Genomic DNA, 13440 nt, shown 5'->3' with positions numbered 1-13440 from the left:
ACTTCTGTTATATATCTAGTGTATATTGTCAGGGCAATAAGCTCCTCCAAAAATCATTACGATGAGGAACGTGATAAAAGCTGATCTAACGCACAAGCAACTTGGCCCGTTCACATTTAGGACGTGTTTTCAAACTACAGTTTACACTTGGATTATGTTAAATAGAACAGACTTGATAAGTATCATCTAATATTATCCTAAAACATTCCCCTTTCATGTTGGAGCGCTGTCATAGAACCAGTGATTTCAACATGAGTATCGAAGTGATGAAAAAGAGCTTGTTTGTATGTAGCTTAATATTAAGTTTGGCAATGCTAACCACAAGTGCAATGGCGGCTTCAAGTCAGAAAGAACTATCTTTAAATATTAATGGCAGCCTGGCGAATGTACAAAATCCCATTGTCATTAACAGTGTGACATTAGTTCCTATACGTACAGTTTCTCTTATTCCAAATCTAAAAGTGGACTGGGACAATAAAACCAAGACGGTTACAGTAACTGATTCAGATACGAAAAATAAACTGAAACTAGCCGTGGGTAGTAATAGTGCCTATGTCAACAATAAAAACTGACGGACTGCGTTAGTTACTATTCTGACAATGTGCATCTTAATTACAGTTTTATGTCACCTGTTAGACAGCATCGGGTACAAGCTCAAACTTTAATCATTTGATGTTGACCGCTATGGCTTATATATTTATTTTTAAAGACGATTTTAGGGTAACCTAGAGCGTCTTTTTATTTTGAAAATCACCTGGGTATATGCCATTTCTGCAAACAATGCTTATCTTTCCAGCCTAACAATCAATCTAATTTACTAATTTGATTTACCAAGTCAAGTCGGAGTTTTCCATCCTGTACAGCGAGAAAAAGACAGTGGTTTAGAATTTCTATGTGGCCGTAAAGTATTCAATATGACAGCAATGAAAATGACCTCACTAGCTCTTTCAGTATTTTCAATTGTAAGGTGTTTGAATCGAATGATGGTCAGGGATACACCTGTTGCATCCACTTGACTAGTGTAGCTGAACCCATGGCCCAAAAAAATTGCACACTGACGGTTGTAGCGGCAGCTACGTTAATGATAACGTTATTGATATAAGAAGAAAGGGAAACCACAGGCAACGCCTTTAATAAGCGAGCGGTTGCTTAGAAGAAGACCAAGTGTTGTGTCCAGCTCACAAGCGATGTAGTAGGTTCCTTCACTTGATAGCGTTAGCACGTCGATGGTAATGCCTCTGCTCAGCGTCTGAGGCGGGACAGGGAAGGTTACATTCGTTCCGCCAAGAAGAATCGTCCGTAGTATTGGCAACAAAACATTAGTGGCAGTAATGTTGATGCCCGTCGCTCCAGCGCCTCTGGCGGGTCCTACAGGACCGACAGCACTTGCTGAACCTACAAGATCCAGTGGGCTCCAGTCAGGTGTTCCCGTGGCTCCTGCATCCCCGTTGTTTCATTACCATCTGCTGCACTAGTCGCCCTTGTAGCTCCGGTTGAACCCGTTAAAGTGGGAGCGGCTAACACATTTTCAAGCTTTCCTTGCAGCAGTAGCTTTTATGGGATGCAAATAAAGTAGTTTTCTTGGCCGATCAATTAAGTAATTCATATGCTCATTTTATTCTCCAATTCATCGTCGCCGAAGCTGAGGAGATAGAATGGGCAGAGTGAGGTTGTAGTTCAACTTTACATATGAGTAATTACTTCTCTCTTGATTGCACAGTGGAATAGAACTTCTCTTGAAAATATGCTTTTTTGTATGGGTTTGCGAAAAGAAACACCCTTCCAAAGAATGTTATACTATGGATAGTACATTCGACTCATTTTAAGGGTGGGAGATATGAAGTTCTTATTGAGGCTTTTTAGTCGAAAGAAGTATACGTTGAAATTGTGTTTTACCCCCAAAAAAAGGTTTAAGCTTAGTGCTTGGTCAAAACATCGGCCTCTAGCAATTCAGAAGGTGTTGTCACTTCCTTCATTGCTAGAGGACTCCACTCTAAGTAGATGGAGAAACATTGACTTGAACGAAATTGAACTTGGCCTAACCGATGTGTTAATTCTCCGCAAGACAGCAATCTCATTCATAGAGCGTGTTGGATCAAGCCGTATTCAATTTGAAGTCGATCCGATTATCTTGAATCTGACCCAGATACCTCAACCGGATGACTTTATAATTCAAGTTATTTGGAATTCAAGACAAAATGAGGTCCTCATGGAATTGCCGAATGGAGTAGAGTACTTAGAGACCTTGGACCATGGTTGGTTCAAAAAAGGCAGCCAAGTCTGGCATCTCCCTGATTGGACCACCGAAGATCAAAGTTGGCTATCCAAGAAAATCCAGCCCAATCAGCTTCCCTTTTTGCTGACGCAAATTGTACCAGATATGACTAACAGAAAACTTCCAGTATATAGCCCTATCATCCTTGAATCCCAAGATGCAGTGCATTTCCACATTCTCGAGTTTGGATCAGAGGCTGTTCAATTAAAGGTAAATGTGAATGTTGACATTCCTAAGCGAATTCCTGGTCTAGAAGGTTATCTCTTGGATGGTAACCATCTATACCCCAGTCCTAATCCAGCTCACTTGAATGATTTCCGGTTTAAGCATCCTGAAGACGAAAATGGGCTAATCTTTCTCCAAGGGGAAGATATACCCAAGGTAGTTGCGCAGATCGAGGGGGAATGGAAGAGATTTACCTCGGGCGATGTTCAAGGATTACTACGAGCCCATCCTATTCAGAGAGCAATCGAGCTCATCCTTACAGCATCGGTTCAAACTAGTAATGGTGTAGGCCATGTTACCGCAGCGCCTATGCTTAAGATTGAAGGTGTTCAGATGAGCGCTGCTGCAGTCTCCAGACGATTAAAACCCGGAATGCAATACATAAGAAATGCATCGGGATGGATTGCAGTAGATGATTTAAGGAGAGTTGGTATCGGAGTTATGGGACGGGCTGTAAATGGACTCTCTTTAGATAACGTTTTTTCCTTAAGGGCTCGGGAAGTTCTCGAAAGAGGTGGCCACCGTTTAGAAGGCCCCTGGAGCAAAATTGAGTTCCCTGAATTCAACTGGCCACACCAATCAAGCAACCCTATATTGGAGCATCTTCAATTTCTGGCACACTGGGGTCTGAATGGTGGGGTCAAAAGGGGACAGGTCAGTTGGGGGAGTACTCTTCTAGAGTATCTCTTTCAACTAATCACTCAGTTTCCTTCGGTGCGCATCCTCATGGTTGGCACCAAGGTACTATTGGAGTCATTTAAAAAGCAATGCAGTGATACGTTGAATTTCACGTGGATAACATCGTCTGCCGAGGCGAATCGACTTCAACTGAAAGATGTTTCCTATATTGCAGTGACACCAAGTGTTCTGGGCAAACATACCGATTTAATAAAGCAGAAGTATGATGTGCTAATTATGTTGGAGCCGGATCAGATAACGAAAAGTACAGACACCAAAATATACGGAACACTCTCATCCATCAAGTCTCGGTGCAGATTCTCCTTATTTTCGGATGCCAATTACCTTGAGCAGCCTAACGTGAAATCGGCGCATGAGATGCTATTACAGCTCCATTCGGCAAGCGAGCAGCGCTGGACCATCTTTGATCAGAACACTCCGCTTGCCGTACTGCCAGAACCCTATCAGATGAAGGTGAATACAAGCGTGAAGAATAGCTCAGATGATCTCTTTTTCTCAGAGTTTGACCTAAATGAGCCCAATGAAGAGGAAGCGGGCATCAGCATTCCAGCAAGCACAATCTCGATTCAGGAGCCGTCCGTGAAAGTGTCAATAGAATACGAATCCCGTGAGCAGCAGTTTGTGAAACAGGCCAAGTCACTCGCAGATCACAACGGCGAACGAGCGCCTTTTGTTCAGTTCATGAGCTACTGGCCCACATATCAGGATATGAGCGACTCCGAGCAAAAATGGTATTTTTACTGGAGATCCGAAGTCAGAAACATGCGATACCCAGAGACAGACCTATCCTATATTTTTCTGCATACCTATGAGCTCATTAATGGAGTAGGCTGGACGGAGCCAAAACATGGACTGATCCAGCTTACACAGCTACTGATCCACTATGGTGAAGCTTATCGTCAACTCGAGAATTACTTGTTTGATTGGATATATGATTTTGCGTTAGTCCACCAATTAACAGACACAATTGGGAAGCTGGATGTATTGGCAAGGAAGCCGGACAGGCTACCTGGAGAGTTTCTTGCTATGGAGTTATTAAGCAAGTTCCAGGAATCCCCGCTTCAGCTTTCATTGGATATGCTATTAACCTTAAGCAATTATGATATAAAACGAAGCAGATTCTACCTGGGAGAGGGGAAGGATGATCTTGAATTCTATATCCCCCGTATTCTCACCGTTGTGGATGGCTATATCACCAAAATATATGACATGCGTCTAATAGATATGTTTTCTCCGGGTGAGGCGTTAGTGACACAAAGATACCTTTTTCGCAGTGCAGTGTATAACAATGCACTTTACGGCAGCACGATTGCCGTCAGTCATTTGCCCATTCTAAATCATGAACCATTGCGGGAATATATTACTCAGATTATCAAATTTGCCGAGAATAAACTCCGGGATTACCAGGGCTTTAAGGGACGGTTAAAAGGGATTTCCTTGGAGCCGGAAGTGGAGACGCTAATTGACCGTTACTTATCCAGAGAGTATGCCAAACAGTCTATTGCATCTGCCATTCAAATTGATACTGATAAACTAGCTCAGCTTCAATTGGATACGGAGTATGTGCGCGAGATGTTAACGATTGAAGAAACAGAAGATTCACTCGAGACATCAAATGACGCTCATATGTCGGAGGAAGCCTCGCATAAGCCGGAGCTAGCAGCCCATTTACAATGTGTAGCTTTAGAAGAAACACAAGGACTAAATAACTCCGTAGAGTCTTCATGGGATACGGCAGGCCTTGGAGAGGAGTGGTTACTCTTGGCAGAAGCCTTGGAAGAAGTCCACTTCAAGGCTTTGGCAGCACTCACGAGCGATACACCAGTAAGAGAACTAAGCCGCTTGGCAGAAGAGCATGGAACGATGCCAACGCTTCTTATCGACGATATTAACCAAGCCGCGATGGAGCACATTGGGGATTTGATCGTGTCAGAAGATGGTGTTGTGGAAGAGTATCTGAATGATGTGAAGAATTTGAAGAGGTGAACAGAATGATGGAACAAAATATGAGCGGACAAAAAATACCTAAGAGACTTACCACGGCCCTTGTAAACTCTCTGACTGCCGGAGTAGTCCCGCGGATAGGACTTGAGCATATCGCTGTTGGCCGTAGGGCAGAGGTTGAAGCCATTTTAAGAGACATGGAGAATATTGCAGAGGGAGGGGCGGCCTTTAAGTTTATTACGGGCCGTTACGGAAGCGGCAAAAGCTTTCTTCTGCAGACGCTTCGGAATTATGCAATGGATCGAGAATTTGTGGTAGCGGACGCTGACCTGTCTCCCGAACGAAGATTTGTGGGAACGAAAGGACAGGGCCTGGCTACCTATCGTGAGCTGATGATGCATCTGTCCACGCGGACACGACCAGATGGAGGAGCCCTGGAGTCTATTCTGCAGAAGTGGATAGCTTCCATCCAACAAGAAGTGATGATAGAAAAGTCGCTTCGTCCTAGTGATCCTGCGTTGAACGTCGAGGTGGAGCAGAAAATTTTCGAGATTACAACGGAGATGCAAAGTCTGGTGCACGGATTCGATTTTGCCCGGGTACTATCCATCTATTGGAATGGCTACAAGCTTGCTGACGATCACCAAAAGCAGTCTGCTCTTCGCTGGCTCAGGGGGGAATTTCCAACAAAGACGGAAGCCAAAAGAGAGCTGAATGTGGGTGTCATTATTGATGATGAGAACTGGTATGAGTATATCAAGCTCTGGGCAGAATTTGTTTCACGAATCGGTTATAAGGGCCTTCTTCTCTTTATAGACGAAGCAGTTAATCTATACAAGATAAGCAATAGCATTTCCCGCCAAAGCAACTATGAGAAGCTACTCACCATGTTTAACGACACGATGCAGGGGAAAGCAGAGAATCTAGGGATTTTCATAGGCGGGACGCCGCAATTTGTAGAGGATGAGCGAAGGGGGCTGTTCAGCTATGAAGCCCTTCGCTCCCGGCTGATTGAAGGACGGTATGCGAATCAAGGCTATATGAACTATACGGGTCCGATTCTAAAACTTGAAATGCTGTCTCATGAAGAAATTCTTATTTTACTGCAGCGTTTGACTCAAATTCATGGTCAGCATTTTGGATATAGCACATCATTAACGAATGAGGATCTTATTGCATTTATGCAGACAGCCGTAGGACGACTTGGCGCCGACCAATTACTCACACCGCGGGAGGTAATCCGGGATTTCATGGATCTCCTTCATACGTTGCACCAGAATCCTGATGTTTCGTTCGCACAGCTCGTGGGGGAGAGGACAGTTTCCCCTGCAGAGTCAGATCCGGATGAAGTCAATGACTTTCTGTCGGAGTTTGAATTATGACGCAAAATCCATTTCATCGGCTCGCTCCATTTTTGCAGGAGTTCATTTATAAAAAAAAGTGGAACGAGCTGCGAGCTGCTCAGGTAGAAGCGTGCCGGGTATGTTTTGATACTCCACATCATCTACTGATTGCCGCAGGAACGGCTTCAGGAAAGACAGAGGCTGCTTTCTTTCCCGCTCTTACTGAATTGTATGAACGACCTTCCCGGTCCGTAGGCATTTTGTACATTGGTCCTTTAAAGGCACTGATAAACGATCAATTTGAAAGGCTTAAGGAATTGATGCAGGGTTCACCCATCCCCGTATGGCATTGGCATGGGGACGTATCTCAATCCGAGAAATCGAAGCTGGTGCGCAGTCCCTCCGGAATTCTGCAAATTACGCCGGAATCGCTGGAAGGGCTACTGATGAACCGTCCCAATGCGATTCCTAGTCTCTTTGGAGACCTAAGGTATGTGATTGTAGATGAGGTCCATGCTTTTATGGGAGCAGACCGTGGTATTCAGGTAATAAGCCAGATTAACCGTCTTGAGCGCATGACCGGTGTGAAACCACGTCGAATCGGATTATCGGCCACACTGAGCGACTATGATTCAGCCAAAGCATGGCTGGGGGCCGGAAGCCAGCAAGCAGTGGAAGTCGTATCCTCTTCAGCTGGCCGCAAGCTCCGTCTACGGGTAGATCATTTTTCATTCCCGGATGCCCGTGATGAGGAACAGGCAGAACAACTGCAAAATGCCCAAAAAGCTTACTATAATCACATTTACGAGAGCACCTATCTCAAAAAGGCCCTGATTTTCACTAATAGCCGCTCTGACGCGGAATTGACTACCCTTGAAATGAGAAGAGTCGCTGCGCGACGTCATCAGCCAGATGTGTTCTATGTCCATCACGGGAGTATATCGGCCATGCTTCGAGAGGAGGCGGAGAATGCTCTGAAAAGCGGACCAGGCCCTGCTGTAGCTGCTGCAACGCTAACACTGGAGCTTGGGATTGATTTAGGTGAATTGGAGCGGATTGTCCAGCTCGGTGCTCCTTACAGTACATCCAGCTTCGTGCAGCGGATTGGCCGCTCCGGCCGGAGGGAGGATAAGGCATCCGAAATGATGTTTGTCATTCATGAGGAAGAGGACGAAGAGGCTCCACTTCCTGCTCGAATTCCTTGGACCTTGCTTAGGGCAATTGCCGTTATTGAACTGTATGTCCGGCACAAGTGGGTAGAGCCTCTGGAGACTCGTAGGCTCCCGATCGGCACAATGTATCATCAGACCATGAGCATTCTAAAAAGCATGGGAGAAGCCGAGCCTGTGGACTTAGCGAGGGCGATATTAACGTTACCTTCCTTTAAGGGAGTAACTCCAGAACAGTATAAGACCTTTTTAAATTACTTGATTCAAACAGACCATATTCAGTGGACAGAGGACAAGAACTTGATCATCGGTCTCACAGGTGAGAAAATCGTTAACAATTTTCGATTCTATGCGGTGTTCAAGGATGATGAGGAACACTCCGTCTACAATGGGTCTGAAGAAATTGGTTCCATCACCACTGTCCCACCGCCAGGTTATTGTTTTTCTCTTGCCGGCAAGCTGTGGAAGGTAGTTGAGGTAGACACGAAGCACAAGGCTGTCTACGTCAAAGCGGCTAAAGGTAAGATAGACACGTTGTGGCTTGGATCTGGGGGTGACATTCATACCCTGGTAACGCAAAAGATGAGGGACGTACTGGCTGGCGAAGAAATCTACTCATATCTCTCACCTGCAGCTGTGAACCGCTTGGAGCGGGCCAGACGTCTGGCAAGAGAGAGCGGATTGCTCAAGGAGATTGTGATCCCAGCGGGAGGCGATTCCTTGTTCATTCTTCCTTGGGTGGGAAGCAAGCAATTCCGAACCATGGAGCGTTTAATCAAACATACACTATCCACTAGGCTTTCATTACGATCGGTTGTTCCTATGGAGCCTTTTTATTTGAATGTATCTGGGCGAAGCGATGCGCCAACGCTGTTGCAGGAAATAATCCTTGCATGTAAGAACTGTAATGAGGAGCAGTTGCTTGAGGACAAAGAAGCCCCGTATTTAGGGAAATATGATGAGTTTGTGGCACCAGAATTAATACGAAGTGCCTTTCTCGCAGATGGCTTGGATTTAAAGGGGCTAGCGAGAAGTTTGGTATGAGAATCTGTAAGAGACCAGAAAGTTAAAATTCCAGCGATCTTTCAGTTCTTAAAGGAAAATCTCTTTGACTTTAAAAATGAATTTTCCTATATTTTATTGATCAAAGGCCTCTATAGAACTCATGATAGAAAGAGGCCATTACAATGAATGGTAATTTTTTTTGTTAAATTGGGTGTTATGCTTAATTTCAATAATGTTTGTTTTTATTTTGATTTTCGTACTAATCTATGTAGGCAAATAATAAGGTAATCAATTCATTTCTTAACTGAAATTAATAAAAGAACACTACACTGCTTTGGTGCCTTAGGGAATTTGATTAAGGTTCCTTAAGGTAATAAATACAAGTGAAATAATTTTTTTCTGAGCAATAACACGAGGCCTTTGATCGCTTTATTAATTTAATAGCGGTTATAAAGCGATCAAAGGCAGACAGGTTAATGGAGTTATAAATAGTTGACTATAAGCAATGCCGAAGAAAGTATTGCCCCACTGGCACTGAGTTGTTGGTGGGTCTTTTTTTGTTCTGAAAAGAATGTTTGTTCCTATATGAGATAAAACAAAATATAGCAAGGGATGATTATCATGTTGACAAATGAGTAAAAAGAAATTATCATAATATCGAAACGAAATATTCAAAACGACTTTTACAATCGGAGGGATAGTAATGAGATTATTTGTGATTGGAAACGGTTTTGACAGAGCGCATAAATTACCTACATCATATGAAGATTTTCGTCAGTACCTATTGGATGAATACCCTGACTCTGATACAGATAATTTTACAATACCTGAGGGTCAGACAACGGCGGATGGAGATATATCTTATGAAGATGTTGATGTGGTATCGTACTTACTTCGGCTTGTTTCAAATGTGGATGGAGAAGAATGGAGTAATCTGGAGCACTCACTAGGATATTTAGATTATGACGAAATTTTTGACAGCTTGGAGACCGTTCGCGACAACGACGGTGATCCTGATCACTTTAAAAACCTATACAATACAGAAGATCTTGCGTCGGGTCTTGTCGAGCCTACCCTAAGCATTGCTGAACTCTTCTCTGAATGGATTGATACGATAGAGATTGAAGAGGTTGATAAAATAGATGAATTTTCTGCACTAATCGATCCAGAAAAAGATCTTTTTCTTACATTTAACTATACCTCAACACTGGAAACTGTATATGGAGCTCAGTACGTTTGCCATATCCATGGCGAACAAGGCACTGAATTAGTTTTTGGGCATGGCAATGATGAAGATTATACAGAGTATTATCTGGATAAATACACTGGTTCAGAAACAGCCCTCCGACAAATTGATGAGTTACTAAAGAAAGATACAAGTAGTGCAATCAAAAAGAACAATGCATTTTTTGAAGATCTAGAGAAAGTATCCATTGATAGAGTCTATTCCTTTGGATTTTCTTTTTCGAAGGTTGATGAAATTTATGTTAAAGAGATTTGCAAGAGGTTACCCAGAGATGTTACTTGGTATTTGAATGATTTTGATCCTTCCGAAAAACGTGATGAATATCAAAAGATTATTATATCATCTGGCTTTAGTGGAAAATTCAGTACATACAATATTTCATAAGTTTAATTGTATATAACCCCAGGATATATACTGGTATTTTTGTAATATTTATATAAAAATCAGAATACCCACATGGTATATTTATCCTAATACTAAATGACTAGGAGCCATATAAGCAATCGATGAAACAGACTCAACGGATTACATGAATTTCCGACAAAACCCTTGTCATAGGCGCAGACATCGCCAAAGAACCCCATGTGGCCCGCGCCATAGATTTTCGAGGGATTGAACTCGGAAAGGATTGTGTGTTCACCAATACTCGTGCCGGATTCGAGCACTGGTTCAGTAGATGAAGGAGCTTCAGCAGGAACATGCCAAGAGTGACGTCCTCTTCGGTATTGAGCCCACCAGACACTACTGGTTCATCCTGGCGGAGTATTTGGGGCAACAGGGCATTCTTTAGGTCAAGGCAATGTCATTGGAGATGCCAATGCAGATCATCGGAATAGCTCAGGTTATGTGCTGCTTGGGGACGAATTCCTGACTGTCTTCGACGGGCAGACCGGAGCTGCACTGGATACGGTGGATTATGATCCTGCTCGCGGGGACGTCGCATCATGGGGAGATGGCTACGGAAATCGCGTGGACCGTTTCCTGGCAGCAGTAGCCTACCTGGATGGAGAGCATCCAAGCGCCATGTTCAGCCGTGGCTATTACACGCGTACGGCACTGGTGTCCTACAACTTCCACAATGGAAAGCTCAGCAAGGTCTGGCGCTTTGACATTGATGACGATGGCTATACCGGCCATACGGGACAAGGCAACCATATCATCGGATACGCAAATGGGAGTACACTCGGGACCAAACACAAAATGAACTCTTTTAATAATCATGATGTATCATTCATTCGTAGATGTTAGAAAATGTTTTGATATGAGCTCTTGAGGTGTCTGGGAGAATTGCCTTACACAAGTCCAGATCGTGTATCATAGGAGCTGTCAATTCTGAACAGGAGTTAATACCTCTGGTTGAATGGCCAGATGAAGATGTACATCTACATTTATCAAAAGCAGGAGGAATTCGAAGGGCTCCTCCGAGGCATACAGGACATAGAGAATAGGCTGGACAAGGATTTCTCACTGAGGAGCAGGTTCAGTCTCATCAACGAACTGTCAAGTGGCAACATTTAAACATGAAAAGAGATAACTTCTTGTCACAAACTCTAACTGGCTTATGCATAAAACTCGTATTTCTTTTAGTAAGTTATTAATTTTATTAAACCTTGAAATTATAAGATTTATATTTATGTGACACATATTATTAACTGATATGAAATATACAAAGCTTTATGCTTGGGCAATATAAGCAATTAAAGATACGCTTTCAAAATCATACTAACTAGGAATACAGTTAAGTCCCAGTAAAGAAGTAGCAGGGAGAATTAGATGTTGTGTCGAATCCTGAATGAGGGGGAATAGTGGGTAGAAAAGGAGGGGCATACTTGAATCTGTTTTACACTGAAATAATCCGCTTTTATAACGAAAGAAATTGGCACACTTTAAAAGAACTATCAGTAGCCCTTAATGAACGTGGAATTTCACATGATTCAAAGCATGTAAATAATTATCTTTATTATCCACCAAAAACTGAAGAAGAGCTGAATGCCATTGTTGATATATTTGGTGCTGAGAAAGAAAAAATAAAAAGGGCTATGGTACTAGATACGTTGCCTTATGAAATTATTGAAAATATTAGCCATATTCCCATTACGGAACTGGTAAGTAGTAGATCTAGGTTCTCACAATCGACAGTGTCTGACTTTTGTTCTTATCTAAAGCAGCATAGAGAAAGAAAGAGGTTTACTTTCACTGCATTAGCTAAGTCGATTGGTCTGTCTTCGAATTATATTTACTGGTTAGAGAAGGGCAAAAGAGGAATTCCTGAACCAACTATTCTAAAGCGTATTGCGATAGCAGTTGGTGTCCCCTATGAAGAGATGATGAAGAAGGCTGGATATTAATATTTGGTATATAGAGCTGATATAATCGCACTTAGGCTGCATTTTTGCAGGCTGAGTAGAATCATTAAATGGTCAAATTGAACTTAGGATACTCTTTTTTTACACTGAGAAAAAAAGATATCAACAAGCAATGCATGGTCCATCAGGACGCTAAAGTTATCAAATGCCAAAATGCCAATTGAATTTATTAGGCATATCGATCAAACAATTCTAGATACGGTTAAATAACCATTGAATGAGAAATGTTCGCCTGAATAAGGAGGCAGATGGTGAAAAACAAACGTTCAAAATAATATCTTATAAAAGAAAAGTTGATTTGGGATAGAATAGATATAGCTTGGAGAAATACAATTGGGACCCGATTTGGATTACCTAAAAGAAAAATATGAAAAATTAATTAACTTTGCAGCCAATGCGGATGCCGCTGCGAAAAGGCGCCGGGGATTTGATTTTGAGCGCTTGCTGAATAAGATATTTTCCTTCGAGCAACTCGAACCACGGACAGGTTACAGACCGGTGGGCGAGCAAATTGACGGCTCCATCTATCTTGACGGACGTGTTTATATCTTTGAAGCTAAATGGCACGCAGAGCCACTGCCCGCTTCAATCCTCTATGAGTTCAAGGGCAAGGTCGAAGGTAAGTTAGCTGGTACAATTGGAATTTTCATTTCAATGTCGGGCTATGCAAAGGACGCCGTTGATGCACTCGTTCTTGGCAAGGGGCTCAACATCATTTTATTTGACAAACGAGACTTGGACGCAGCGATTAGTCGTAGCATCGGATTTACGAATATTCTCAAACTCAAGCTCCGTAAGGCAGCTGAGGAAGGTGCTATTTATTTTCCCTCAGAATGCGAACTTGTTACCGCTGAAAAGAAGCATGTCGTCGAAATTGACCACTTTCGTTTTGACTCGATGACAGGAAAATTTTTAGCCACCCAGCCTGTTGAAACTGCTTCAGCAGATCTGTTAATCGTGTGTGAGGGTGATACAGATCGTGAACTGATTGCTATACTTTCTGAGAGAATCCTAACTAGTGCCAGCTAAAATCGATCAATCAAAATTATTGTCGCTATGGGCAAGATCACAATTCCTCGCGTGTCGAACGCGCTCTGGAACACATTCTATTCTGAATATAAGATGCTTATAGTAGTCGATGGTGATGGCGACCCACTCAAGAAAAGAG

7 protein-coding genes and 2 pseudogenes are annotated in these 13440 nt (G+C 42.8%); all 9 read left to right on the top strand.

Annotated elements, in window-relative coordinates; genetic code table 11:
* The first annotated feature begins 251 nt into the window (after positions 1 to 251).
* Entirely contained in the window at positions 252 to 572 is a 321-nt protein-coding gene (locus tag ACUUJN_RS13230; RefSeq protein WP_484669726.1) for a stalk domain-containing protein, read from the top strand.
* A gap of 1445 nt (positions 573 to 2017) precedes the next feature.
* Positions 2018 to 5185 carry a TerB N-terminal domain-containing protein gene (locus tag ACUUJN_RS13225; protein ID WP_484669725.1) on the top strand — a complete coding sequence of 1056 codons (3168 nt, stop codon included), beginning with the start codon at positions 2018 to 2020 and terminating at the stop codon, positions 5183 to 5185.
* A 20-nt stretch (positions 5186 to 5205) separates the two neighbouring features.
* The gene (locus ACUUJN_RS13220) at positions 5206 to 6525 is read left to right on the top strand and encodes an ATP-binding protein (RefSeq protein WP_484669754.1); all 1320 of its coding nucleotides are present in this window, start codon (positions 5206 to 5208) and stop codon (positions 6523 to 6525) included.
* The gene (locus ACUUJN_RS13215) at positions 6522 to 8699 is read left to right on the top strand and encodes a DEAD/DEAH box helicase (RefSeq protein WP_484669724.1); all 2178 of its coding nucleotides are present in this window, start codon (positions 6522 to 6524) and stop codon (positions 8697 to 8699) included. The genes ACUUJN_RS13220 and ACUUJN_RS13215 overlap by 4 nt, the downstream gene beginning before the upstream one ends.
* Positions 8700 to 9363: 664 nt before the next feature.
* A complete protein-coding gene (locus tag ACUUJN_RS13210; protein ID WP_484669723.1) occupies positions 9364 to 10290 on the top strand; it encodes a bacteriophage abortive infection AbiH family protein in 927 nt (308 codons plus the stop codon).
* Positions 10291 to 10439: 149 nt separating this feature from the next.
* Positions 10440 to 10690, top strand: a pseudogene (locus tag ACUUJN_RS13205) (IS110 family transposase); the annotation flags it as partial.
* A pseudogene (locus ACUUJN_RS13200) lies at positions 10678 to 11079 on the top strand (rhamnogalacturonan lyase family protein); the annotation flags it as partial. The pseudogenes ACUUJN_RS13205 and ACUUJN_RS13200, both read left to right, overlap by 13 nt.
* 656 nt (positions 11080 to 11735) lie before the next feature.
* A complete protein-coding gene (locus tag ACUUJN_RS13195; protein WP_484669722.1) occupies positions 11736 to 12254 on the top strand; it encodes a helix-turn-helix domain-containing protein in 519 nt (172 codons plus the stop codon).
* Between the two features lie 351 nt (positions 12255 to 12605).
* Complete coding sequence (locus ACUUJN_RS13190) at positions 12606 to 13301, top strand: restriction endonuclease (protein WP_484669721.1); 696 nt, start codon at positions 12606 to 12608, stop codon at positions 13299 to 13301.
* The last annotated feature ends 139 nt before the right edge of the window (positions 13302 to 13440 follow it).

The organism is Paenibacillus sp. LRG-1, from assembly GCF_057220305.1.
Note: the sequence above shows the minus strand (reverse complement) of the source record. Positions and strands in the feature narration are given on the sequence as shown.